We start from the raw sequence: 24883 nt of genomic DNA, 5'->3' as shown, positions 1-24883 counted from the left end.
AGTTATCGGGTAAGTGACAAAGCTTTTTCTCGAATAATTTGTCCCACTGGCTTGCTTTCCAAATGACTTTCTAACCATGAAATTACGTCTAAGTACAAGAATGCTCTTTTCTCATACGGGTGGTCTTCATACTTCTTAAGCTCAGTATGGAGTTTCTGGAATTCATTTCGCAAGTCGCTCGGGTAAATATTCCCTAAGTTCCTTAAGAACTTGATCATCTCTTTTTGCACTTCATGCAGATCATCCATTTTTAGTAAAAACTTATAGGTGCTTTTTAACTGCACTTCGAGATGATAATCCATTCCTGCTTCATAATGCGCTACCAAACTTAGTACCCTAGCAAAGCACATTAAATCTTCGCGCATTTTCAAATTCTTATTATTGATAATCTTCTTGAGGTACTGAATACAAGCTTTGTTATCCCCCATTCCGAAATACAAACAAGCGACCTTATAGTACAACAACATGATGTGATGTTCATCAATTCGGTCTTTGTGTTTGGCAATTCCATACTCTACAATCTTGACCAAATAAAGTCCCTTTTTGAAGGTTCCTTCCATGAAGTGAAGATTTAATTTGTTGGAGTTGATATAGAGGAACGCCAAGGAAGAAATATTGTCATTTTTAGGAAAATCCTTGCTCTCCACCATAGCTTCCATACGTTCAAGCACTTGTTTAAATTGCGAACTATATTTCACATAAAATAAGGATTCTAACAGATAATGATTTCCTTTTAAAAAGAACACAGGGTTTAAATAAATCATCTCCTTGTTCTCATAAAATAAATCTACCCATTTGTTAGCATATTTATAACAAAACAAGAAATCCTGAGTTAAAAAACTATACCACAAATGCGCTTTGTACAACCATAATTTCTCACGAAAACCAAGTTCATCAATATGGTACTTAGGAAGTTGTTTTTCAAAATAGCTTTTGACCTTATTCAGGTCTTCATCACTCTTAGCATAACCTACTTTTAACATCCATCCATAAAGTTGTAAAGACAGATTTGAAAGTTTACTGGTCATTACATTATGAGCCGATAATTCTTTTGCTTGAATCGCTAATTCATTAGCCCTATCGGGAATACTTCTGGTAATATATTGCGTCTCAATAATCTTCTCTAACTCAACAATTTCATAAGCAATGTTTTTCTCCTCATTCTCTATAGCAATTGTCTTTGCTTTATCAAGAATTTTCAAGCTTTGCTTGTAGAGCCCCTTTTGATATAAAATAGTAGCAAAATCAAGCTGTTCGCGAATTTGAACACGCATATTTTGATTCACAGGGTTTAAACGAAGACTGATTAAAATCTGTTTATACAGGTGCGCCTTTAAGTTTGATAATTGCGATTTTTTTACGATTCCGCTAGCCAAGATGGTCTTCTCATTATATTCGCGCATTTTGTCCATTAAATTGAAAAGCGCAATAAATTTGGCATCAGTATTTACCCCCAAACGCCCAACGTAGAGTTTAAACTGACGCTTCTCAGACTTAGATAATGATTTCACTAATACGAACAAAGCATCTTTATGGGCATTTGTCATCGTAAAAAAAGTAATTTAAATAATTGTTAATCAGAATTTTAACACCTTTAAAAGTGATTAAGCGTTGTAAATCTTAATTGCTTTTTTAGGAGATTACCCCTATTGGTTATATATTCGTAAAGGGTACATAAAACTACACAAATATTACAATGAGCAAAGATAAAGTACAAATATTTGACACAACACTCAGAGACGGAGAACAGGTACCTGGATGCAAATTAGATGCAGAGCAAAAATTGGTAATTGCTGAGCGTTTAGACAATTTGGGTGTTGATATTATTGAGGCAGGTTTTCCAATATCCAGTCCTGGGGATTTTAATTCTGTACTTGAAATTGCCAAGCTCGTTAAAAATGCAATCGTTTGCGGTTTGACCCGCGCAGTTAAGAAAGATATTGAAGTTGCCGCGGAAGCTTTAAAGCCTGCATTGAGACCAAGAATACATACGGGAATTGGAACTTCTGATTCACATATCAAATACAAATTCAATTCTAATAAAGATGCTATAATCGAGCGCGCCGTGGAAGCAGTCAGTTATGCCAAAACTTTTGTTGAAGATGTAGAATTCTATGCAGAAGATGCTGGCCGAACGGACAATGTATTCCTAGCACGTGTTTGCGAAGCTGTAGTTGCTGCTGGTGCGACTGTTTTGAATATTCCAGATACCACTGGATACTGTCTTCCTGAAGAATATGGAGCTAAAATGAAATTCCTTAAAGAAAATGTCAAAGGTATTCACAAAGCCGTGCTTTCTTGTCATTGTCATAATGATTTAGGATTGGCTACTGCCAATTCAATTGCCGGAGTTGTAAACGGTGCAAGACAAATCGAATGTACCATAAATGGTATCGGTGAACGCGCAGGAAATACTTCGTTGGAGGAGGTTGTAATGATTCTTCGTCAACACCCAAGTTTAGGCTTGGATACGAATATCAACAGCAAATTGTTATATGATACCAGTCAAATGGTTTCTCAAAAAATGGGAATGATGGTGCAACCCAACAAAGCTATTGTTGGCGCAAATGCCTTTGCACATAGTTCGGGTATTCATCAAGATGGAGTTATCAAAAATAGAGAGACTTATGAAATCATTGATCCTGCTGATGTGGGTGTCAACGAATCATCTATTGTCCTTACGGCAAGAAGTGGAAGGGCAGCTTTAGCATATCGTGCAAAAATAGTGGGTTATGAATTGACCAAATTGCAATTAGATACCGTTTATCAAGAATTTTTAAAGTTTGCAGACAGAAAAAAAGAAATCATGGATGAAGATATTCATGAAATCATCGCTGCTACTGACGTTGCCATCGAAAAGGTCTAGTAATGAATTTAAAAATAGCGCTTTTAGGAGGAGATGGAATCGGACCTGAAGTTTTGGCCCAAGCGGTAAAGTGTCTTCAAGCTGTTGAAGAAACTTTCAATCACCATTTTACATACAAGGAAGCTCCTGTTGGAGCTATAGCTATTTCTAATGATGGAAACCCATTACCAACAGAAACTTTACAACTATGTAAAGACTCTGACGCTATATTATTTGGAGCGATTGGTGCTTTAAAATATGACAATAATCCTGAAGCTCGAATTAGACCAGAGCAGGGCTTATTAAAACTTAGGAAAGAGTTAGGTCTTTTTGCAAATATTCGACCCGTAAAAGTTTTTCCTGCCCTTGTTAAAAATTCAGTTTTACCTAAAAAGGTCATTGCTGGAACCGATTTTGTCATTTACCGAGAACTTACTGGAGGTATTTATTACGGAAAAAAAACACTAAATGAGGATGCAACTCTGGCTTCAGACCTTTGTGAATATTCTGAGAAGGAGATTGCTAGAATAACGCACTTGGCTTTTAAAGCAGCTAAAAAACGTAGAGGCAGACTTACTCTAGTAGACAAAGCAAATGTACTCGAAACCTCACGTTTATGGAGAAAGGTAGTTACCGAGATTTCCGATAGTTACCCAGAAGTACATTTTGAATGTCAATTTATTGACAACATTTTCGTACAACTTATGACCAATCCTTCACAGTTTGATGTTATTCTGACAGAAAATATGTTTGGAGATATCCTTACGAGCCAAGCAAGTATCGTTATTGGTTCAATGGGCCTATTGCCATCAGCTTCCGTTGGAAATGAAAATGCAATGTTCTCACCTTTTCACGGTTCTTATCCTCAGGCTAAAGGAAAAAATATTGCTAATCCAGTGGCCGCCATTTTCAGTGTTGTACTAATGCTACAACATTTTGGGCTTTACGAAGAAGCCAACGCCGTTTCTGCAGCTGTTCAAAAATCTTTTAAGAAGGGAATAACTACCACAGATATTCTAGGAAGTGACAAATATGGTACTGACTATGTGGGTGATTATATAGCTGACCATATTGTTGATTCAGATGAAGATCCGAATATAAACGATGAAAATATTGGTTTGGGGAAATCTACGATTATTTAAAACTCAAATACAAAAATCAAACTATTATGTTCCTTCCCCTGCATGGGGAAGGAGTCTGTATCATTTATTCTGCTAACAATTCCTTTACGAATGCATCAAATTCTTTTTGAAACTCGATAAATTTCTCTCCAGTTGCAGGACCATTAAAACCCGTATGAATCTTTCGAACATTCCCTTTTCTATCAATAAATATGGAGGTTGGGTAAGATAAAACATGATTTAGCATTGGTAGTTTTTCTTGGGCTAATGCCTTGTCGGAAGATCCAAACTGAGCTAATAAAATTGGATACTCCACTCCTATTCTATCCTCTAAACGTTTAATACTTTTAAAAGCACCCTCTTTAGTTTTGGCATATTCGAAAGCCAAAGCAATAATTTCTAAATCATTATTTGAATTTTCCTTGAGGTAATTCACATAATATTTGGTTTCATCTAAACAGTTCGGACACCAGCTCCCCATAATTTGTACAACAACTGGTTTATTCTTGAATCTTTCATCTTCTAATGAAATTTGATTTCCATCGGCATTTGGAAAAGAAAACGTGAATTTGTCATAGCCATCTTTGATATAGGTCAGAGAATCTGAACTGGTAAGCTCAAAAGCCTCGTTGCGTTTCGCTACAAAAGGTTCTTTTGAATGATTTCCTGAATAAAAGGCGCCATTCATACTACTGTCATTAACTTTTGCTGTGAAAACAAATGCATGCGCACCATCGAATGCCGATATCTTTAATGAATCACCGCTCATAACTCCTTCAAGGTATCTATAATCACCTGTCTCAGTTCGAAACGTACCGGTAACCTTGTCGCCAGTTTGTTCGAAAATTCCTTTAGCCTTATAAATTTCCTTCTCATCATTCTCAAAATCTGCCTCCCAAATACCAGTACTATTTTCTACTGGTGGATTGGCATTTCTGAACCGTTCTTTCACTCCGTAAGCTGCTTTAAAGGGAACAACACGATCTAAACTCTCTTTTATAAATTTTCCCTCTATTGAGTTCTCGGTAAATGTTCCAGCGATATACCCTTCATAAACCGGAAACTTTATTAAAATAGAGTCATTTTTAATTTCAATTTCATTAACAGTTATGACTTCTTCAGCATTATACATTTCAATTTCATAATTCTCAGCAACTTTTGCTAACTTAAAATTGAACGGCAGTATCACATCATCCATCGCGGTCAACTCAGCTATCCAAATTCCCTCTGCGAGAGACTTCTCTTTTTGAGGGGTGCAGGAATTTAAAATAGAAATCAATATCAGTAAGCTTGCTATTTTTCTCATCAAAGTCTTTAATTTGTTCTCAAGGTCGAAATAACAACAAAAAACCTACACTTAAAAATTAAAACAATTCGAATCAGCCACTATTGAATGTCTTAATGCATTGTTTTATCTTTACGCCCTTTAAATAAGATCGATGAACATATCATACAACTGGCTCAAACAATTCATAAATATTGATTGGGAAGTAAATCAAACGGCCGAACTTTTAACTGATTTAGGTTTAGAAGTAGAAGGTATCACGTCTTTCGAATCTGTAAAAGGTGGATTACAAGGTGTTGTTGTAGGGCATGTAGTTAGTTGTATCCAACACCCCAATGCTGATCGTTTAAAATTGACTACTGTTGATATTGGAAATGGAGCACCTCTACAAATCGTTTGTGGAGCACCTAACGTAGCTATTGGTCAAAAAGTTCCTGTTGCTACAATTGGTACAACACTTTATTCCAACGATGAACCTTGGAAAATAAAAAAAGGAAAGATTAGAGGGGAAGAAAGTCATGGAATGATATGTGCCGAAGATGAATTAGGTTTAGGAGATAGTCATGATGGCATTATGATTTTAGAAGATTCCCTAAAGATAGGCACACCTTGTTCTGAAATTTTTGAAGTAGAAAATGACCACGTATTTGAAATTGGACTAACCCCAAATAGGGCTGATGCCATGAGCCATTTCGGTGTTGCTAGAGATTTAAGAGCAGGTTTACGCCAAAAGGAAATTGAATTGGAATTGATTACCCCTCCGGTGAGTAATTTTAATATTACTGATAGATCATTAAAAATTGATGTTGAAGTTAAAGATAGTATACTAGCACCGCGATATTGCGGAATTACACTAAGCAACCTTATTGTACAGAGCTCTCCTGACTGGTTAAAGAATAGATTGAAAGCAATTGGCATCACTCCTAAGAATAATTTAGTAGATGCTACCAACTATGTACTTCATGAGCTGGGACAGCCATTACATGCCTTCGATGCTGATAAAATTAAAGGTAAAAAGATCATTGTAAAAACTTTGCCGAAGGGCACTAAGTTCATTACACTTGATGAAGTTGAGCGAGAATTGCATGAAGAAGATTTAATGATCTGCGATTCTGAAAAACCAATGTGTATTGCCGGTGTTTTTGGTGGAATACATTCAGGAGTTAGTGAAACTACAACTTCAATTTTTCTTGAAAGTGCATATTTTGACCCTGTTTCTATACGTAAATCTGCAAAAAGACACGGATTGAATACCGATGCCTCTTTCCGATTTGAACGTGGAATCGATATTGAAAATGTGGAATTTGCCTTACGTCGAGCAGCCGTTTTAATAAAAGAAATTGCCGGTGGTGATATTACTTCTGATGTTGTTGATTTGTATTCAAATAAAGTTGCCGACCATCAAGTGTTCTTGAATTTTGACAAAATCAATAACCTTATTGGTCAAGAAATTCCGAGAGATACGATCAAATCAATCTTATCTTCTTTGGATATTAAGGTTATGAATGTTACCGAGTCAGGACTTGGGCTAATGATTCCATCTTATCGTGTCGATGTACAACGCGATGTTGATGTAATTGAAGAAGTTCTGCGTGTATTTGGATATAACAATATTCTATTCACAGAAAAGCTTAACGCTTCTATTGCGCCAACTTCAAAATTAGAAGATTATAAATTACAAAATATCATTGGTAATCACCTAGCCTCTCAAGGTTTCTTTGAGATTTTAGCAAATAGTCTTACCTCTCCTGAATACCATGAACTCTCTGACACAATTCAAACAGCGCATAACATAAACATGTTAAACCCTTTGAGTAATGACCTATCAGTTATGCGTCAATCTATGTTATTTTCAGGGTTAACAGCAATTTCGCATAATTTAAATCGTAAAAGATCAAATTTGAAGTTTTTCGAATTTGGTAAAACTTACCATCAATATGAAAGCAATCGTTTAGAGAGCAAACACTTAAGCTTGTTTGCCACTGGAAATCGTTATGAAGATAGTTGGACGGTGACTTCGCAAAAAACAGATTTCTATTTTCTCAAAGCTACAGCTGAAAATATACTGTCCCGTTTAGGGTTAAACAAAGTTAGTTCTCAACCACTCAATAATTCTAATTTTTCTGAAGGACTGACTTTGAAGGCAAGTAAAAAAGAATTAGTAGTACTTGGACTGGTCGAAAAAACCATTTTGAAAAACTTTGATATTAAGCAAGAAGTTCTGTTTGCTGATTTTAATTGGGACAATATTGTTTCGTTGGTAGATGATACCGAAATTGTTTTTCAAAATATTCCAAAATATCCTCAGGTTAAGCGAGATTTTGCTCTTCTGCTTGACAACAGTATTACTTTTAAGGAAGTATATGATCTTGCTTTTCAAACTGAGAAGAAGTTTTTGAAGCATGTTAATCTGTTCGATGTCTATACAGGAAAAAAGCTTCCAGAAGGCAAAAAGTCCTACGCCGTCGGCTTCACATTACTTGATGAAAACAACACCTTAACAGACAAGCAGATCGACAAGATTATGGGCAAGCTCAAAAACCGTTACGAAAGTGAGTTGAAAGCCGAACTACGATAAATCTTACAACTTACCGGGACGAATTACCGTATCAATTTCATGAATAACTCCATTACATTGGTTCGAATCAGCTGTGGTAATCTTAGCTTTATTTCCGAAATTGTCAGTTAACATTATATCAACACCTTGCATTGTTGCCATAAGCTCATTACCATTAACTGTGGTGAAAGAGGCTTTCCCCCCTCCTCTAGACATTGCCATTAAAATCTTAGAAGCCGAAAAATTGCCAGCTATAATATGATAGGTCATTAAAGCTTGAACTTCCTTTTTGTTATCAGGATCTAATAGCTCTTTAATGGTGTCATTAGGTAATTTTTCAAAAGCTAGATCTGAAGGCGCAAATACAGTAAACGGACCGTCAAAACTCAAAATTTCTTCTAGTTCTGCCGCCCGCATTGCTGCAAGTAACATCTTGTGGTTTTGAGAACTTTCTGTATTTGTAATTATGGATGCATTAGGATCCATTTCTACATTGTTAAATGTCGCTGATTGTGTGTTTTGAGCTAAGGCGCTTAAAGAGAAAAATAGCAAAATTAGGGACACGGGGCATGCCTTACATTTCATAGGTGTTCTAGGTTCCGGTTAATAGAATAGGGCTAAAATATCGACGAACGGTATCCGTTCATCGGCAAGTTACAGAATATCAGTAAAATTGTTGCTAACGAAAGTTGCAGTTTGTAGAAATTAACAAAATATTAACTTTTATTCAAATCACTTGATAATTAGACGCATAGTAATTACGTAATTTAGTAACTGCTAAAAAAAAGAAGATTATGTTGCTAAAGAAAACCAATATTGAAGATGAGCTTTCAAAACTAAAAATCAATGATTCAAAATCTGAAGTGATTCTGAAAGAAGTTTATGAGATTTTAAAAACCAATGAATTCGACCAAGAACGGTTAGAAAAAAATATTTCTAGATCGAGAGAATCAATTATTAATCAATTCGATTTTGATCAACTTGAGACCAATAGAATTTTTCATATTGATCAAATTAAGCAAATCTGTATCGACTATAGACTTCGTTTTCTGAACTCTAGATATTTCAAGGGCGACATACCACAAGAAGCTTTTAATGAAATTAAAAAACTTGAAAGAGATCATAATATCGAAGTCAAAGGTTTTAAAATAATAGCTCCTTCAAAGCTTTTCAAATTAAAGGATAAAGATGATCCATTGTTGTTTGCTCCTATTGGGAATGATTACTTTTATCTTGTTCATAAATGGGGAAATGATTTGCACCCTTTACGAAAACTACTTATGTGGCCTTTCAAGAATATTGTGAATCTCTCATTACTCGTTCTAGCTATAAGCTATTTAATTACCTTATTGGTTCCTGAAGGATTGTTTTCTAAGGCCAGTACTAGTGCTGAATTTTGGATAGTTTTCTTCTTTATGTTTAAGTCAGTTGCAGCAATTGTTATTTTCTACGGATTTGCAATGGGTAAAAACTTTAATCCAGCTATCTGGAATAGCAAATATTTTAATGCATAAATGCAATTGACTTAGTTAATTATTATTTCGTAAGGCACTCCATCTAAATCGATATTATCGATCACTGCTGGTTCAGGAGCTAATCTTATTCGCAATAGTCCTCCCAATTTAGAAGCGCTGTTCATCTTTTGGTATCCAATAAGCATGAGGCCATTGGCTTCATCATAACCGATTGTAGCTGTAGTTTCGATTTCATATTCAAAATTACGTTTGGCTTCAGTCAGAAAGTTCTCATAAGCATATAGAGTTACCCGTTTTTTAGAAAAATCATAGATCGCTGGCACCAAAGGATAAGAACTATTTTCACCAGGATTCATTGGATAAAATAGTCTTCCCGATAAATCAAAATTTGTCGATTCTGAAGTAGAAAAATTTGGAGCTGTAGCATTATCATATTGTGTATATTCATAAGCCATGGTAGCGCTATTTAATGTGGTGTGTAGTGCATCATTACTAATGATAATATTCTGTTGAACATCTGTAAAAATTCGTCTGGCTCTAAACCCTAAATCCAGTTCATGTATCAAAGTGTTGTTCGAAATATCCATTACAGATAGGCTATGCTCTTCGGTCATTAGTCCGTCAGAAGTTAAAATAAACAATCGGTTATTCGCAACCGCCAGATCAACCGGGTTTTTATCTAAAGTGACATCAATCGCACTTAATTCCGAAGCACCTAAATCAATAATTCGCACAAAATAAGCACTAGAATTTGAACCAGTCAATTCGTAAGAAATAAAAAGGAAATCATCTGATTTAGCAATCGCCTTAGCGGTTAGATTACAATCGTCCAAATCTGAAAAAGCAGCAATCTCTTTGTTTGTATCGTTCTTAAAATTGTGAGAAATAACCTGTGCGTTACAAGTACCATCTTTATGGTACTGAATAAAGTTAGCACCATCAACAAAGCTTAAATCCGGATTCGCCTTTTCGGTCAATGAACTTTCTGCTGGATTGAGCGTAACAACCTCGGCATTAGCATTTAAAAGTTGGGGTTTTAAAATTCCATCTTTGCTTAAAAGTACTATGTAATCAGCATCAATACTTTTACCCCCTTCGACCTCGCTTGAGGGATCATCAGATTTAGAACATCCAAGGAATACCAATGCGAAAAGGGCACAAAAAGTGAAGTAGGTTTTCATACGTTCGAAATTATAGTTAGTATGCAAGCGTTTGGGGGCTTCTATAAACTATACTGAAACAGCGTACATTTTTGCACGTTGTTCCTTAATTGTCTTGTCAGACATGTATTCATCGAACGTTAAATACCTGTCTATATTGCCTTTAGGTGTCAATTCTATGATTCTATTGGCAACGGTTTGTGCAAATTCATGATCATGTGTAGTGAGTAAAACAGTGCCTTTGAAATTCTTTAAAGAATTATTAAATGCGGTAATACTTTCCAGGTCTAGGTGATTGGTTGGCTCATCAAGCATCACAACATTAGCTCTTAACATCATCATTCGGCTTAACATACATCTCACCTTTTCTCCTCCAGACAATACAGTACACTTTTTCAAAGCTTCTTCTCCGCTGAAAAGCATTTTCCCTAAGAAACCTCTAATATATACCTCTTCACGTTCTTCTTCGGTTTTTGCCCATTGCCTTAACCAGTCGACCAAGCTGATATTCTGAGTAAAGTAACTAGAATTATCTGCTGGCAAATAGGATTGATTCGTGGTAACACCCCATTGAAAATTACCTGAATCTGCTTTTTTGTTACCATTTATTATATCATAGAATGCTGTAGTAGCTCTAGAGTCTCTTGAAATAATCGCAACTTTATCTCCTTTCGCGAGGTTTATATTTACATTTTGAAATAATAGATCTCCGTCTTCAGAAGAAGCTGAAAGACCATCTACGTTTAGTATTTGATCTCCAGCCTCACGCTCTCTTTCAAAAATAATTGCAGGGTATCGTCTACTAGAAGGTTTTATATCTTCAACCTTCAATTTCGACAGCATTTTCTTTCGTGAAGTAGCTTGTTTACTCTTGGCAACATTAGCACTAAAACGAGCAATAAATTCTTGTAGCTCTTTAGCCTTTTCTTCAGACTTCTTATTCTGTTGAGCTCTTTGTCGTGCGGCTAGTTGACTACTCTCATACCAAAAAGTATAGTTGCCAGAATAGTGATTCATTTTACCAAAATCAATATCAGAAATGTGCGTACAAACAGCATCTAAAAAGTGACGGTCGTGAGATACAACAATTACCGTGTTATCATAGTTTGCAAGAAAGTTCTCAAGCCAATTAATAGTTTCATAATCTAAATCATTTGTTGGCTCATCCATAATCAAAACATCAGGATTTCCAAACAAAGCCTGAGCAAGAAGTACTCTTACTTTAAGCTTAGAATCCATTTCAGCCATAGTAGTGAAATGTAGATCTTCCTTTATTCCTAGATTTGAAAGCATAGCGGCAGCAGCGCTATCCGCATTCCAACCGTCCATCTCCTCAAATTGTACCTGGAGTTCTCCAATCTTATCTGCATTTTCATCGTTATAATCAGCATATAAAGCATCAATCTCAGACTTCAAAGCAAATAAGGGTTTGTTACCCATTACAACAGTCTCTAAAACAGTAGATGCGTCATACGCATTATGTTCTTGTTCTAATATAGACATACGTTTGCCTGGTTCTAAATGAACATGACCAGATGTAGGGTCTTGTTTACCAGACAATATTTTCAAAAAGGTAGATTTACCTGCACCATTGGCGCCAATTACACCATAGCAATTCCCTTGGGTAAAAGAAACATTCACTTCATCAAACAAAACCCTTTTGCCAAATTGTACTGATAGATTTGAAACAGATAACATAAACCGTGCTTTAAAATTTCGTGCAAAAATAAATAAATAAAAGTCCTTATGCGAATAAACTTAAGAAGGTGTATTTCATCGTTAACCTTAACTAAACCCTATAACTTTTTAACGCACTATTAACAGCAATGCACATATGGGTTTATTAGTTTTGTTCGTTACTAGGTAGATATTATTTTATGAATAAACATTTACTATATCTCTTTTTTCTAATTTTAGCAGGTTGTAGTCAAGATAAAAAAAAGTCCCCTAACGTTTTTTTTGCTGGGGAGATTGTCAATCCGACCAGCTCAAAGGTTTTTCTTTTAAAGAATGACCGAGTGCTAGATTCTGCGCTTTTAGATGAAAACAACCGTTTTTCATTTAGACTTCCAACTATTGAAGAAGGTCTTCATCATTTTAATCACGGTCCTGAAAATCAATACGTATTTTTCGAGTATGGTGATAGTATCCAAATAAGATTGAATACTATAGATTTTGATGAGTCTTTGGTGTTTTCAGGAGAAGGGGCAGAAATTAACAATTTCTTAATCGATCTTTTTCTTGCCAACGAAGATGAAGAAAGACTCATTTTTTCCTCTTACTTCCTGATGGAACCTGATGAGTTTGACCAAAGCATCGAAGCTTTGCGCAATGAAAAACTAACAACTTTAGATCAGTTGAAATCGGAAAATGAACTTTCACGGGCCGAGGAAGAAATTGCAGAAATTAGTATCAATTATACGTATTATAACTACAAAGAGAAGTATCCGTTTGAGCACCGAAAAAAGACTGGTAAAAAAACATTACACGAACTTCCAGAGACTTTTTACGCTTACCGGAATGATATTAGTTTCAACAATAGAAGCCTTAGTTATCTGACTCCGTACTATGACTTTATGAAATCACATCTTAATAATCTCTCTTATGTAGGATGTGCGAAAACATGCGGAGTTGAAAATGAGAAAATTACAAACCATCTTCATTTTAATAGACATAAACTTAATTTGATTGATAGCTTAGTTCAGGAAACGGAATTAAAAGACAATCTTTTTAGAAAAGTAGCTTTTGATTATTTATTAATGGCAAACGACACCGAAGCGAATAACGAGGTTTTTATTGAAGACTTTCATACGCGATCAGGTAATAATAGACACATTCGGGAGATTAATGAATTATATGAAGGTATTCGAAATATACAGCCTAAAAAAAAGATTCCCAATGTTATCGTTACAGATCGCAATGGCGATAAGGTTTCATTGCAAGAAATTGCAAAAGATAAAAAAGTAGTATTCTATTTCTGGACCGGAGCTAACAAAAGATATTTTAAAGACATTCATAAACGAGTCAATACACTTTCCTCGAAAAAGCAAGAATATACTTTTATAGGTATTAATCACAATACGGATGAAGCAACCTGGAAAGGTATGATTGAACAGGCGAATTTAGACCCTGAAAATCAATTTAAAGCTGACAATTTTAAAGAGCTTACTAAGGCACTTATAATTTACCCCATGAACAAATGCATCATTACAGAAGATGCAGAGATTGTAGATGCATTCACTACTATGTGGGCAGCTAATTTTTAGGAAATTCTTTTTAGAACACATAAAAAAACCCTTGAATCTAATTCAAGGGTTTTTAATTTATCATCGAAAAATATCTTCTAGTTTCCTTTCTTGTAATCTGCCAAAAACTTAGCCAATCCAATATCTGTAAGAGGGTGCTTTAAAAGTCCTTCAATAGAAGATAAAGGTCCAGTCATAACATCTGCTCCTAACTTAGCGCAATCAATTACATGCATTGTGTGACGCACAGAAGCGGCTAATATCTCAGTTTCAAAAGCGTAATTATCATATACATGACGAATCTCAGCTATCAAGTTTAAACCGTCAGTAGAAATATCGTCGAGCCTTCCTATAAAAGGAGAAACGTAAGTTGCTCCAGCTTTAGCAGCCAATAGAGCTTGTCCTACCGAAAAAACTAGTGTACAATTCGTACGTATACCTTTGTCAGAAAAATATTTTAATGCCTTTACACCATCTTTGATCATTGGTACTTTAACAACAATTTGTTCGTGAAGATCTACCAATTCTTCACCTTCTTTGATCATACCCTCAAAATCCGTGGAAATTACCTCGGCAGAAACATCACCTTCAACAATATTGCAGATATCTACGTAATGTTTCAAAATATTATTTCGACCGGTAATACCTTCTTTCGCCATTAAGGATGGATTGGTAGTAACCCCGTCAAGTACCCCAAGAGCTTGAGCTTCACGAATTTGATCTAAATTGGCTGTATCAATAAAAAATTTCATGCTAAATGCTTTTTGAATTTGATAAAATGGATTTTTGTGAGAGACTTTCCCACTAAGCAAGCAAAATTACAACTTATAATGACTCAACAATAGTTTCTCATATACTTTATCGGGCAAAGCATTTTTAAGAAATAAAGAGAACTTCTGCATAAATGAACCTACTTTATAATGCACTTTTGGCTTCTTGGTATTTATGATCTTTAAAATCGCTCGAGCCACTAAAATAGGATCTTCTCCATCATTCACACCCTCGTTTATCTGTTCTAATGTACTTGCGTAAGGAACTTTGTAAGGTGAGTTTTCTAAAACAGGTGAGTGATAACGACCCGAAGCAATATTTGTAGCAAAGTCTCCGGGAGCGACATTGGTAATATGAACCCCAGAATCTTTCACCTCCATACGTAGGGCTTCGGTTATTAATCCCATTGCTCCTTTGGTTGCAGAATAGACTCCACGATAGGGAAGTCCCATGTATCCCGCGATCGAAGTAATATTAATAATTAATCCGCTACGCTGTTCACGCATTATAGGAAGAACGGACTTCATCATATGAATAGGTCCGTTTAAATTGGTATCAAATACTTTTAAAATCTCCTCATGTGGAGTTTCCTCAATCGGTCCCGTTATACCAATACCGGCATTGTTTATCAAAACATCAAGTCTTCCCTCCCTCTCTATGATCTTTGACAACGCATTTTGTATCGTTGCAACATCCGTTACATCCATTTCAAGAAGCTCGAATGAAGTAAAATTTGTGCTTTTGCTTAAGTTTCGAGTAGTACCGTAAACTGTAAATCCTTTTGTTTTTAGAAACTGACCTATAGATTTACCAATTCCTGAGGAACCACCCGTAATAAGAACAACTTTAGAATTCATAATTCTTGAAAATTAACAAAATAAAACCAACGGTTCAAATAGTTTGTTTTCTTGACTTTTGGGCACAAAAAAAGGCAAGCTACCTACATCGCACCGCTACAACCATATACCCTTGCTGCGTTCCCACCCTGGGGGATTCTACAGGAGCTGGTCGTGTAGGACTTGCCAACTGCAAATATACAATCTTTTCATTTTTACATTCATAATTTTAGTCTAAATATTGTTTGTTCTTAAAGGTTTGGTGTTATTTTTGTCTCAAAGGTTTCAACAATAGTCCTTTAGCAAAAAAAGCTATTCTTGTAATACAGATAATTTTGTAAAACTTTCAATCGGCAATAGTAAAAAACAACAATAAAATGATTAAAATTTTATTTTCAACCACCTTCTTTCTTCTTTTTATGGCTTGTGGAGGTGGTAGTTCTGAACCACAAGATCTTTTCGCGATTCAATTGGAGGGAAATAAAAAACAATTCCAACAAAATGAGATTGTGGGAATTCGTTTGATCAACAAACAAGACAAAACCATCCAGGGTGTTAGCTACTCTATTGACGGTAAAGAAATAGTTCTTGAGAATAATCAAGTAGTACTAGACATCCCTACCTTAGGAAACAAAACTTTAAATGCAGAAGTTAAATTTGATGATACATCCGTAGAAATATCCAAAAGCATCAAAGTTCTAGCGGCTAATGCTCCCGAAATATACACTTACGAGATTATAAAAGAGTACCCCCATGATAACAAAGCCTATACACAAGGCCTGGAATTTTATCAAGATACGCTTTATGAAAGTACGGGTAAGAAGGGGCGTTCTTCTCTTCGAAAAGTAAATTATAAGACTGGAGAAATTTTAAAGCAACTTGATCTTGACGATACCGTATTTGGTGAGGGAATGACCATAATGAATGGTAAGATTTACCAACTCACGTGGCAAAGTAGAATTGGGTTCATTTATGATTTAAAGGACTTTGAAAAAATAGATAGTTTTCAATATGGAGAAAGCAAAGAGGGTTGGGGACTCGCCAATGACGGAAAAAAATTATTCAAGAGCGACGGCACAGAAAACATTTGGTTTTTAAATCCAGAAACACTTGTTGAAGAAGGCCGTACGCAAACTGTTACCAACTCCTCGATTTTCAATAATACTAATGAACTTGAGTATGTAGATGGTAAACTGTACGCTAATGTTTATCAAAAATCTGGTGTAATGATTATAGATGCTGTAAGTGGAGCTATAGAAGGTGTTGTGAATTTTGGAGGTTTAAGTAAGAAAGTAACCAAAGGGCCTAATTGGGTGGACACCGATAATGTCTTGAATGGAATTGCTTATCACCCTGAACGAAAAACCTTTTTTGTTACAGGAAAAGATTGGGATAAACTTTTCGAAGTAAAAATCATGAAGAAATAGTTTATGACAAACTATGAAAAGCAACTAATAGTCTCAAAAGATGATTTAGACGAGTTAGACCATGTAAACAATGTGCGCTATGTGCAGTGGATTCAAGATGTATCCAAAGAACATTGGCAACGTTATGCGTCTAATGAAATACAGTCAACTGTAGTCTGGGTAGTAATGAATCATAACATTACCTATAAAGGCGCAGCTCAATTAAACGACCAAATTAAAATTCAAACACATATTGCGGAAAGTAGAGGGGCAACATGCATGCGAATAGTTGAAATGTACAACGCTATAACAAATCAGCTTTTATTACGTTCAAAAACTGAATGGTGTTTGTTAAATGCGAAGACCTTAAGACCAACGCGAATTTCTGAAGAAATTAAAAACGTGTTTTCTTGAAAAACGTTTTTAGAGTCCTGAATTTTGAACCTGAAACACTAAAATGCGTTCATACTTCTTTATTATTTTCACTGTCATGCTCATTGTTTTGGGTAGTTCTTGTAGAAAAGATTTCCAATATACACCTAGTAGTGGTAATTTAGAATTTTCTAAGGACACCGTATTTCTGGATACAGTTTTCAGTACCATCGGCAGTAGCACTCGCACTTTAAAAGTCTATAATAGAACGCGGGAAGATATAGAAATACCTTCTATTCGATTATCTCAAGGGCAAAGTAGCAGTTATCGATTAAATGTCGATGGCGCCGCTGGTAAGGAATTCAATAATATTCCAATACTTGCTAAAGACAGCATTTTTATATTCATAGAAACTACATTCGATGTTTCAGAAACCAACGAAAACGAGTTTTTATATACAGATGCAATTCAATTTGATGCTAGTGAAAACCAGCAAGAAGTGCAACTAGTTACTTTAGTTAAAGATGCTATTTTTTTATATCCAAGGCAATTATCAAATGGACTCAAAGAAACAATTCCAATTGGTCTAGATGAAGCAGGTAATGAAGTACGCACTGAGGGATTTGAATTAGAAGATAATCAGCTAAACTTTACAGATCAAAAACCATATGTGATTTATGGATATGCCGCTATCCCAGAGGGAAAAGAATTGACTATAGAAGCAGGCACTCGCGTGCATTTTCACAAAGACTCCGGAATGTTCATAAATTCAAATGCCTCCATTCAAATTAATGGAGCATTAAGTGAAGATAAAGAATTATTAGAGAACGAAGTCGTTTTCTCAGGAGACCGATTAGAAGCAGAATTGTCAGATGTTCCTGGTCAATGGGGAACTATTTGGATTTCCGCTGGAAGCGTCAATAATAGCATAAATCATTTAACACTTAAAAATGCAATAGTAGGCATACTAGTTGAGGGAAATGAGCTTTTACAATCCCCCACCCTCAAAATAAAGAATACACAAATCTACAACAGCGCAAGTATCAATTTATGGGGCCGAAGAGCATTTATAGAAGGTGAAAATGTCGTTTTAGGAAGTTCTGGAAATTCTTCTTTATACCTCAATCTTGGGGGCAAATATGAATTTGTGCATTGTACAGTTGCCAATTATTGGAGTAATGGTTTCCGTGGGGGCGCAACTTTAGAAATCGATAATTTTACCGAATCTTTAGCTTATGATTTGGAGCAAGCTGATTTCGTAAACTGCATAATCGACGGTAGCAATTCTATTGAAATGGTTTTAAGAAACAACAATGCAGCGGCCTTTCAATATAGCTTTACCAATTGTCTATTAAAATTTAGAGATATTAATAAGCAATTTGAAGACGATCCGCTTTACAATTTTGAGGACTTAAGTTTTTACCAAGAAGTATTTTTGAATGAGGATGCTAATTTCAAAGATCCGAGTAAAAATAATTTCACAGTAGAATCGCCATCAGCAGCGGCGGAAAGAGGAAATACCGAAGCAGCTTTGAAAGTACCATTTGACATTTTAGGAATACCAAGAACCATTTCTCCCACTATTGGGGCAAATCAAATTTCGCAATAAATATATTTTGTAGGTTTTTTCCTATATATTTAACATTTAAAGTAAATTTTAAACTAAAACCTCCACTATTATATGGTTTTCCTCTTTTGTATTCGAATTCTCTATAAGTTCTTTGCAAATAGAAACGAATCAAATTGTCATACACGTACACCATTATTGACTCCGAGACTTCTGCAACCTTGAACCTGCAGCACTATTTAGCGGAATGTGGTGATTTCGATTGCTCAGCTATCGCTGAAAACGACACGCAAGGTTTGAACGCTATTTTGAAATATACTCCAGATATCGTTTTCATCAATTTGAATGAAAATGCTGGTTCTTATTTTCAGATGATTATAGAGCTCCATCAATACACCAATTTTATGCCGATTTTTATTGGTATCTCAAAAACTAAAGACCATGCTTATGATGCTCTGAAGAATGGTTTTTTTGATTATTGGCTATCTCCATATGATGAGCACGACGTGCGAAAATCAATTTTAAAATTGAGAAAAGTAATGCCTGAAGAAATGGAGTCACAAACTTTGTGTTTAAAATCATATCGTGATTTCCAGTATTTAAATACCAACGATATACTTTACTTGAAAGCCGACAACAATGCAACTGAATTTGTAATGAAAGATGGTACAATAAACCACGCTTTTAAAACGTTGAAAACGTTCGAAGATCAAATGCCCAAAAACTTCATGCGCATTCACCAAAGTTATATTGTCAACATTAACTATATATCACGCATCAGTTACGGCAAAGCAAACTGTACTTTAAAATATAAAAAAGAACAATTACCCTTCTCAAAATCCTACCGCGCCAATGTTGACACCTTAAAGAAGGTGCTTACAAAAAAGGCGATTTCTTCCCTAAATTAATCGAATACTTTCAAAATCTATTCATATACTCTCAGAATAGGTTCGAATACCCTTACATTTTCAAAGTGCTCTAGATCCTTTGAGGAGATATCTAATTTTACTTAGTATTTCAAAGAAGTATTATTAATCTCCCAAAAACAAAAGAACATGAAGAAAGTAGCAGGTATTTTAGCAGTAGTAGCATTCACAGTAGGTATGTTTGTAACCCAAGTAGATAAAATGGATTTTGATTTTGATATAGAAACCATGTTGGCTTGCGTAGATTGTGACGATGATGACCCTCGTGGGGGCACAGCCTAAAAAACTTATTTATACAATACAAGTCCTAAATATTCCATTTAGGACTTTTTTTTTATCTTGTAGGAAAAAGTTGAATGTCCATATCACCCCCCTTTCTGAAGCCGATCTATCTTGCTGGTATGTGTTTGGTTCTTTTTCTATCTTCCTGTCAAAATCAAGAGACTTCTAATAATCCGATAGAAATTGCCAAGATTGATAGTATTCAAATATGGATTGATCAGAGTAAGTCGGTTAAAACTAATCCAGATGTCAATTCCCTACTATTAAATAGGGCCTTAAAAGAAGTTAGCGCGCTCTCCAATGACTCTCTAAAGGCAGTATATCTGACCAAACTTTCTGCACGTTATTTGAGATTAAAAGACTCCCTTAACTTTCGAAAAGTCAATCGAAAAGCAATTCTGTTCAATAAAAAAGTAGGAGACTCGTCTAATTTAGGAGAGGTTTATTGGGATTTAGGCGCGTTTTTTAAAAAGTATAATGTGCAAGACAGTACTTATTTTAAGTATAGAGAAGCACAACAAATTTTTGAAGCAATAGGTAATCAGCGTAAATCTGGTCAATTACTTCGGAAAATGGGAGGTGTTCAGTCATTCGTGGGAGATAACATAAGAGCAGAAGCTACAATACTAAAAGCGATTGAAAAGTTAAAACCCCTTAACGAATTTGAAGACATCTCGCGATGTTACTCTAGTCTTGCCGATAATGCAAAATTGCTCGATGAACCGGAACAAGCCTTAAAAGATTATTCAGAAGCTTTAAGATATCTAGAGAAAGGCAATGCATCCCCTATTAAGATGCTATCAGTAAAACATAATATGGCCCTAGTTCACCAAAGACAGGGACATCATGAAAAAGCAATTCCTGTTTTTTTAGAAGTTTTGGCATTCGATAGCTTACACCAGAAAAAACCTAAACTATGCGGTCGGGTCTTAAATAATTTAGGGTATAGTTATTTAAAAAGTGATCAATTATCAAAATTACCTGAGCCTTTTATCAAAGCACGAAGAGTTCAGGATAGCATAAATGATATTGGCGGTAAATCTTCTGGCGCCCTAAAATTAGCTGAATATTATTTGGCTACAAAAGATTCGTCAATGGCTTTGAGTAACCTAAATTTAGCTAGAGACTTAGCTACCGATGTAGGCAGCAATACACATTTACTAGACATTTTAAAAGTATTACCAAGCGCTGACCCAAAAAATGCTGTAGCGCATGCCAACCGATTTATTGAGCTTAATGATAGTCTTCAAAAACAAGAACGTAAAATTCGAGAAAAGTTTGGACGGATTCAGTTTAAAACTGATGAATTTATAGCTGAGAATCAAGTTCTGACTAGAGAAAATCAGCTATGGACAGGTATAGCCCTATCTTTATTCTTACTTGGGCTTGCTAGCTATGTTATCATCAATCAACGTGTGAAGAATAGAATTTTAAAGTTTAGACAAGAGCAGCAGGCTAATAACCAAGAGATTTTCAATTTGATGCTTGCTCAAAGTGAAAAGGTCGAAGAAGGAAAAAAAATGGAGCAAAAACGAGTTTCAGAGGAGTTACATGATGGTGTTTTGGGTAAGATGTTAGGTGCTCGAATGATGCTGTTAGGGCTAAATAAAAAAACTGATCCAGAGGCTATTGCGGAACGAGCTAAGGCCATTGGTGTTATTCAAGCAATTGAAGGAGAAGTTCGCTCTATTTCCCATGAACTAAGTCATGCTGCTTATCAAAAAATTCATAACTTTATTTTATCGATTAAAGATTTGATTAATACAGTTAAAGGATCATCGAAAATAAGTTTTGATTTTAATTATTCAGATGAATTGGACTGGGATGCGCTAAGTGGTGATATTAAAATAAATCTGTACCGAATAATACAAGAAAGTATTCAAAACTCTGTAAAGCACGCCGAATGTGAAAATATTTATATAAATTTTCATGCAGATGAAGCGATTCTTACAGTTCATATTGAAGATAATGGCAGAGGCTTTACACCAAAAAAAGGAAAAAAAGGCATCGGAATGCGAAACATTGCCTCGAGGATGAAAAAATTAAACGGAACCTGGGATATTAAAAGTGAATTGGGCAAGGGCACAAAAGTAACTCTGACAATACCCTTAATATCAAATGACAATGAAAATGCCCCAAGCATTATACAACGAGAACATAACCTACAAGAAACATAATATATGGAAGTAATACGAATTCTAGCCATTGATGATCACGAAATGACCACCACTGGCTATAAATACATTTTAGAAGGTGAAGCATTTGAGAATTTCGAAGTAAGAGTTGATATTGCCACCAGCTATGAAATGGGACAGGAAAAAATAGAGTTTTCTGCCAGATCATTAAAATATGATATAATATTACTTGACATACAACTCTTTCCAGCCCACTCAAATGAAATAAGGAGTGGTGAAGACCTAGGAATTTTAGCTCGAAAATTGGTGCCTGAATCCAAATTGGTCTTTATGTCTTCATTTAGCGACAATCTACGAATCAACAGTATTTTTAAATCTGTCGATCCTGATGGTTATATGGTAAAATCTGAGATTGATGAAAAATCATTAAGAACCATGGTTGAGACTGTCATAACCAAACCACCCTATTATACTGCCGGTGCCTTTGCTGCAATACGTAGGCGAATGACAAATGATATAGTCGTAGATGAGTTAGACAAGAAGATTCTTTATTACTTATCAATTGGCACTAGAACAAAAGATATCGCTCCATTAATATCGTCTGCAACAACTACAGTAGAGTCCCGCAAACGACAGTTAAAGACCCTTTTTGGCATTGAAAATGGAAATGATATTACGCTAATAGCCGAAGCTCGTAAAAAAGGCTTCATTTAATCTAAGTTTTTTTCTTTTTTTTAATTTTTAATTTTCTGAAAATCAGATTTTTAAGGAAATCAGAGTTTAGCAATAAAGGAAAACCTCCGTATTTATATGGTTTTCCTATGGTGAGTTGAAGTGGTTTAAAATTAACTTTACTTTTAAAAGCTAACCATTTTATTATTGCCGTATGCCGTTAAACTCCGATAATTTTGATAATTTCTCTCGCGTTAGATTTAACAATGAAATAGAAATAGAAGGCTTAGATACCTTCAAAAAAAATCTCGAAAAACACTTTTTTTCTCAAGTAACAGTTCGCAATTTTTCACCCTCCAAAGATGTAATAAACTTGGTGGTTGAATTAGACTGCAATTTAGGATTTCTTGAAACTTTACATCATTTCAAAAAGAATACATGGGGAAATTTCCAATCACCAGAATACTCTTTCTCAGGAGCACTGCAACAATTGAAAGAATCTAATGACATTCCAATCGATGTAGAAGAATTCTCCTTGTTTTTAAATGATACTTCGATTATTATAAATAGAATTTACCATCAAAGTATTTCGCAGCAATTAGAAAATATTCTTTCTGAAATCAGTACACATCATATTCATTTGACCAAAGGATTAAGCGAAATTCCGTATGAAATATATGTTCCTGTTTTTGAAGATGATCTTATGGATAATGGGAATACGCTTTTGATTGATATTCAATCAGGTAATCACAGTGAGAAAGACTATTTCAGCTTTTGGGGTATTTATTATTTCTCAGAAGACGATGCGGTAGTATATGATTTGAAAAATCAGTCTATTATCAAGGGTAATCTTCAAATGTTGAACCGTTAAAAGCAGTTTCTAATTTGGTTTTACTTTAAATTTAGGAAAACTAATACTTATCCATTGAATAAAGATCTGCCCCGCATAAGTTGATTTACTTTTGTCTTTACCTTTTCAATAGCTGTTTCGTCCTCTGCTTTTGTTAGTACTTCGTCTACCAGGTCAACGATAGTAATCATGTCACTTTCTATCAACCCACGAGTCGTAATAGCAGCAGTACCAAAGCGAATTCCTGATGTTACGAAAGGTGACTTATCATCAAACGGAACCATATTCTTATTGGCCGTAATATCAGCTTTAACCAAAACTTTCTCTGCATCTTTACCTGTGATATTTTTGTTGCGAAGATCAATTAACATCATATGATTATCAGTTCCTCCTGAAATGATGTGATAATCTTTTACAACAAATGCGGCGGCCATAGCCTCGGCATTTTTCTTTACCTGTAACATATAATGTAGAAAATCATCTTTCAAAGCTTCTCCAAAAGCAATTGCCTTTCCAGCAATAATATGCTCCAAAGGCCCACCCTGATTGCCAGGAAAAACCGCTAAATTCAACAATGCTGACATTTTTCGAAGACTTCCATTTTTTAAGGTAATACCAAATGGGTTATCGAAATCTTTTCCCATTAAAATGAGTCCACCACGTGGTCCTCTTAAAGTTTTATGTGTGGTTGTGGTAACAATATGACAATGAGGAATTGGGTCGTTTAAAATTCCCTTAGCTATTAAACCTGCAGGATGAGAAATATCAGCCAATAAAAGTGCTCCAACACTATCAGCAATCTCACGAAATCTTTTAAAGTCCATATCTCGAGAATAGGCAGAAGCTCCTGCAATAATCATTTTTGGCTTTTCTTTGGTGGCAATCTCCTGAATATGGTCATAGTTCAAAACTCCTGTCTCCTCCTCTACTCCATAAAAAACAGGATTGTATAACCTTCCTGAAAAGTTTACGGGAGATCCATGCGTCAAGTGCCCGCCATGTGACAAATCAAAACCAAGAATAGTATCCCCAGGTTTCAAACAGGCGTGATAAACCGATGCATTCGCTTGTGAACCAGAGTGGGGTTGAACATTAGCATATTCCGCTCCAAATAATTCTTTTGCGCGATCGATTGCCAATTGCTCAATTTTATCAACAACTTCACATCCCCCATAATATCGTTTTCCTGGATAACCTTCAGCATATTTATTTGTCAAGACAGACCCACAAGCTTCCATAACTTGGGGGCTTGTAAAGTTCTCTGAGGCAATAAGCTCTATTCCACTCAGCTGACGCTCTTTTTCATCGTTAATAAGGTCAAAAATTATCTCGTCGCGTTGCATATTTCAGGTTTATGTTAAATGAGCAGCAAAAGTAC

General features: G+C 35.3%; 21 protein-coding genes and 1 other RNA gene. 13 read left to right on the top strand and 9 right to left on the bottom strand.

Annotated elements, in window-relative coordinates:
• Positions 1-2: 2 nt before the first annotated feature.
• Entirely contained in the window at positions 3-1547 is a 1545-nt protein-coding gene (locus ACKWCD_RS01445; protein ID WP_413982141.1) for a hypothetical protein, read from the bottom strand.
• A 149-nt stretch (positions 1548-1696) separates the two neighbouring features.
• Between ACKWCD_RS01445 and ACKWCD_RS01440 the strand changes: the two genes are divergently transcribed.
• Together ACKWCD_RS01440 and leuB are read left to right on the top strand one after the other, a co-directional pair.
• Positions 1697-2866: a 2-isopropylmalate synthase gene (locus ACKWCD_RS01440; protein WP_413982140.1), complete on the top strand. Its 1170-nt coding sequence runs from the start codon at positions 1697-1699 to the stop codon at positions 2864-2866.
• A 2-nt stretch (positions 2867-2868) separates the two neighbouring features.
• The gene (gene leuB / locus ACKWCD_RS01435) at positions 2869-3987 is read left to right on the top strand and encodes a 3-isopropylmalate dehydrogenase (protein WP_413982139.1); all 1119 of its coding nucleotides are present in this window, start codon (positions 2869-2871) and stop codon (positions 3985-3987) included.
• Positions 3988-4051: 64 nt separating this feature from the next.
• Here leuB and ACKWCD_RS01430 read toward each other — a convergent pair whose 3' ends face one another.
• Positions 4052-5272: a TlpA disulfide reductase family protein gene (locus ACKWCD_RS01430; protein ID WP_413982138.1), complete on the bottom strand. Its 1221-nt coding sequence runs from the start codon at positions 5270-5272 to the stop codon at positions 4052-4054.
• Positions 5273-5405: 133 nt separating this feature from the next.
• Between ACKWCD_RS01430 and pheT the strand changes: the two genes are divergently transcribed.
• Positions 5406-7829: a phenylalanine--tRNA ligase subunit beta gene (gene pheT, locus ACKWCD_RS01425; protein WP_413982137.1), complete on the top strand. Its 2424-nt coding sequence runs from the start codon at positions 5406-5408 to the stop codon at positions 7827-7829.
• 3 nt (positions 7830-7832) lie between these two features.
• Here the strand turns inward: pheT and ACKWCD_RS01420 are convergent, their stop codons facing one another.
• Positions 7833-8294 (bottom strand): fasciclin domain-containing protein, encoded by a 462-nt coding sequence (locus ACKWCD_RS01420; protein ID WP_413982136.1) that lies wholly within the window; start codon positions 8292-8294, stop codon positions 7833-7835.
• 308 nt (positions 8295-8602) lie between these two features.
• Between ACKWCD_RS01420 and ACKWCD_RS01415 the strand changes: the two genes are divergently transcribed.
• A complete protein-coding gene (locus ACKWCD_RS01415) occupies positions 8603-9322 on the top strand; it encodes a hypothetical protein (RefSeq protein ID WP_413982135.1) in 720 nt (239 codons plus the stop codon).
• Between the two features lie 11 nt (positions 9323-9333).
• On the opposite strand, the gene ACKWCD_RS01410 is transcribed toward ACKWCD_RS01415, so the two are convergent.
• Positions 9334-10464: a hypothetical protein gene (locus tag ACKWCD_RS01410; RefSeq protein ID WP_413982134.1), complete on the bottom strand. Its 1131-nt coding sequence runs from the start codon at positions 10462-10464 to the stop codon at positions 9334-9336.
• A 48-nt stretch (positions 10465-10512) separates the two neighbouring features.
• Positions 10513-12141 (bottom strand): ABC-F family ATP-binding cassette domain-containing protein, encoded by a 1629-nt coding sequence (locus ACKWCD_RS01405; RefSeq protein ID WP_413982133.1) that lies wholly within the window; start codon positions 12139-12141, stop codon positions 10513-10515.
• 179 nt (positions 12142-12320) lie between these two features.
• Between ACKWCD_RS01405 and ACKWCD_RS01400 the strand changes: the two genes are divergently transcribed.
• Positions 12321-13709, top strand: coding sequence for a transaldolase (locus ACKWCD_RS01400; protein ID WP_413982132.1), 1389 nt, complete (start codon positions 12321-12323; stop codon positions 13707-13709).
• Positions 13710-13786: 77 nt separating this feature from the next.
• Here ACKWCD_RS01400 and fsa read toward each other — a convergent pair whose 3' ends face one another.
• From fsa to ffs, 3 genes are all read right to left on the bottom strand, one after another.
• On the bottom strand, positions 13787-14440 hold the full coding sequence (fsa, locus tag ACKWCD_RS01395) for a fructose-6-phosphate aldolase (protein ID WP_413982131.1): 654 nt from the start codon (positions 14438-14440) through the stop codon (positions 13787-13789).
• A gap of 66 nt (positions 14441-14506) precedes the next feature.
• The gene (locus ACKWCD_RS01390) at positions 14507-15316 is read right to left on the bottom strand and encodes an SDR family oxidoreductase (RefSeq protein ID WP_413982130.1); all 810 of its coding nucleotides are present in this window, start codon (positions 15314-15316) and stop codon (positions 14507-14509) included.
• Positions 15317-15385: 69 nt separating this feature from the next.
• An RNA gene (gene ffs / locus ACKWCD_RS01385) (signal recognition particle sRNA small type) lies at positions 15386-15484 on the bottom strand.
• A 188-nt stretch (positions 15485-15672) separates the two neighbouring features.
• Here ffs and ACKWCD_RS01380 point away from each other — a divergent pair.
• The 8 genes from ACKWCD_RS01380 to ACKWCD_RS01345 all read left to right on the top strand — a co-directional run bounded on the left by ACKWCD_RS01380 (position 15673) and on the right by ACKWCD_RS01345 (position 23526).
• Entirely contained in the window at positions 15673-16722 is a 1050-nt protein-coding gene (locus ACKWCD_RS01380) for a glutaminyl-peptide cyclotransferase (RefSeq protein WP_413982129.1), read from the top strand.
• 3 nt (positions 16723-16725) lie between these two features.
• Positions 16726-17115 (top strand): acyl-CoA thioesterase, encoded by a 390-nt coding sequence (locus tag ACKWCD_RS01375; protein WP_413982128.1) that lies wholly within the window; start codon positions 16726-16728, stop codon positions 17113-17115.
• A gap of 43 nt (positions 17116-17158) precedes the next feature.
• The gene (locus ACKWCD_RS01370; RefSeq protein WP_413982127.1) at positions 17159-18682 is read left to right on the top strand and encodes a hypothetical protein; all 1524 of its coding nucleotides are present in this window, start codon (positions 17159-17161) and stop codon (positions 18680-18682) included.
• A 134-nt stretch (positions 18683-18816) separates the two neighbouring features.
• Positions 18817-19548 (top strand): LytR/AlgR family response regulator transcription factor, encoded by a 732-nt coding sequence (locus ACKWCD_RS01365; protein ID WP_413982126.1) that lies wholly within the window; start codon positions 18817-18819, stop codon positions 19546-19548.
• 147 nt (positions 19549-19695) lie between these two features.
• Positions 19696-19848, top strand: a complete 153-nt coding sequence (locus ACKWCD_RS01360; RefSeq protein WP_413982125.1) for a hypothetical protein — start codon at positions 19696-19698, stop codon at positions 19846-19848.
• Between the two features lie 74 nt (positions 19849-19922).
• Positions 19923-22025, top strand: coding sequence for a tetratricopeptide repeat-containing sensor histidine kinase (locus ACKWCD_RS01355; protein WP_413982124.1), 2103 nt, complete (start codon positions 19923-19925; stop codon positions 22023-22025).
• 3 nt (positions 22026-22028) lie between these two features.
• Positions 22029-22697, top strand: coding sequence for a response regulator (locus ACKWCD_RS01350; protein WP_413982123.1), 669 nt, complete (start codon positions 22029-22031; stop codon positions 22695-22697).
• A 172-nt stretch (positions 22698-22869) separates the two neighbouring features.
• Positions 22870-23526 carry a hypothetical protein gene (locus ACKWCD_RS01345; protein WP_413982122.1) on the top strand — a complete coding sequence of 219 codons (657 nt, stop codon included), beginning with the start codon at positions 22870-22872 and terminating at the stop codon, positions 23524-23526.
• Between the two features lie 47 nt (positions 23527-23573).
• Here ACKWCD_RS01345 and glyA read toward each other — a convergent pair whose 3' ends face one another.
• Positions 23574-24848, bottom strand: coding sequence for a serine hydroxymethyltransferase (gene glyA / locus ACKWCD_RS01340; RefSeq protein ID WP_413982121.1), 1275 nt, complete (start codon positions 24846-24848; stop codon positions 23574-23576).
• Between the last annotated feature and the right edge of the window lie 35 nt (positions 24849-24883).

Origin of the sequence: Maribacter taeanensis (assembly GCF_047345145.1) — a bacterium.
Taxonomy (GTDB): Bacteria; Bacteroidota; Bacteroidia; order Flavobacteriales; family Flavobacteriaceae; genus Maribacter_C.
The sequence above is the reverse complement of the archived record's forward strand: the minus strand, read 5'-3'. Positions and strand labels throughout refer to the sequence as shown.

Excerpts from the sequence above, each read along its gene's own strand:
- ACKWCD_RS01445 (WP_413982141.1), bottom strand. The coding sequence starts at position 1,547 with ATGACAAATGCCCATAAAGATGCTTTGTTCGTATTAGTGAAATCATTA.
- ACKWCD_RS01345 (WP_413982122.1), top strand. The coding sequence starts at position 22,870 with ATGCCGTTAAACTCCGATAATTTTGATAATTTCTCTCGCGTTAGATTT.
- ACKWCD_RS01355 (WP_413982124.1), top strand. The coding sequence starts at position 19,923 with ATGTCCATATCACCCCCCTTTCTGAAGCCGATCTATCTTGCTGGTATG.
- ACKWCD_RS01370 (WP_413982127.1), top strand. The coding sequence starts at position 17,159 with ATGCGTTCATACTTCTTTATTATTTTCACTGTCATGCTCATTGTTTTG.
- ACKWCD_RS01430 (WP_413982138.1), bottom strand. The coding sequence starts at position 5,272 with ATGAGAAAAATAGCAAGCTTACTGATATTGATTTCTATTTTAAATTCC.
- ACKWCD_RS01390 (WP_413982130.1), bottom strand. The coding sequence starts at position 15,316 with ATGAATTCTAAAGTTGTTCTTATTACGGGTGGTTCCTCAGGAATTGGT.
- ACKWCD_RS01405 (WP_413982133.1), bottom strand. The coding sequence starts at position 12,141 with ATGTTATCTGTTTCAAATCTATCAGTACAATTTGGCAAAAGGGTTTTG.
- ACKWCD_RS01420 (WP_413982136.1), bottom strand. The coding sequence starts at position 8,294 with ATGGATCCTAATGCATCCATAATTACAAATACAGAAAGTTCTCAAAAC.
- ACKWCD_RS01415 (WP_413982135.1), top strand. The coding sequence starts at position 8,603 with ATGTTGCTAAAGAAAACCAATATTGAAGATGAGCTTTCAAAACTAAAA.
- glyA (WP_413982121.1), bottom strand. The coding sequence starts at position 24,848 with ATGCAACGCGACGAGATAATTTTTGACCTTATTAACGATGAAAAAGAG.
- ACKWCD_RS01440 (WP_413982140.1), top strand. The coding sequence starts at position 1,697 with ATGAGCAAAGATAAAGTACAAATATTTGACACAACACTCAGAGACGGA.
- leuB (WP_413982139.1), top strand. The coding sequence starts at position 2,869 with ATGAATTTAAAAATAGCGCTTTTAGGAGGAGATGGAATCGGACCTGAA.
- ACKWCD_RS01375 (WP_413982128.1), top strand. The coding sequence starts at position 16,726 with ATGACAAACTATGAAAAGCAACTAATAGTCTCAAAAGATGATTTAGAC.
- ACKWCD_RS01380 (WP_413982129.1), top strand. The coding sequence starts at position 15,673 with ATGATTAAAATTTTATTTTCAACCACCTTCTTTCTTCTTTTTATGGCT.
- ACKWCD_RS01350 (WP_413982123.1), top strand. The coding sequence starts at position 22,029 with ATGGAAGTAATACGAATTCTAGCCATTGATGATCACGAAATGACCACC.
- ACKWCD_RS01400 (WP_413982132.1), top strand. The coding sequence starts at position 12,321 with ATGAATAAACATTTACTATATCTCTTTTTTCTAATTTTAGCAGGTTGT.
- ACKWCD_RS01410 (WP_413982134.1), bottom strand. The coding sequence starts at position 10,464 with ATGAAAACCTACTTCACTTTTTGTGCCCTTTTCGCATTGGTATTCCTT.
- pheT (WP_413982137.1), top strand. The coding sequence starts at position 5,406 with ATGAACATATCATACAACTGGCTCAAACAATTCATAAATATTGATTGG.
- ACKWCD_RS01360 (WP_413982125.1), top strand. The coding sequence starts at position 19,696 with ATGAAGAAAGTAGCAGGTATTTTAGCAGTAGTAGCATTCACAGTAGGT.
- fsa (WP_413982131.1), bottom strand. The coding sequence starts at position 14,440 with ATGAAATTTTTTATTGATACAGCCAATTTAGATCAAATTCGTGAAGCT.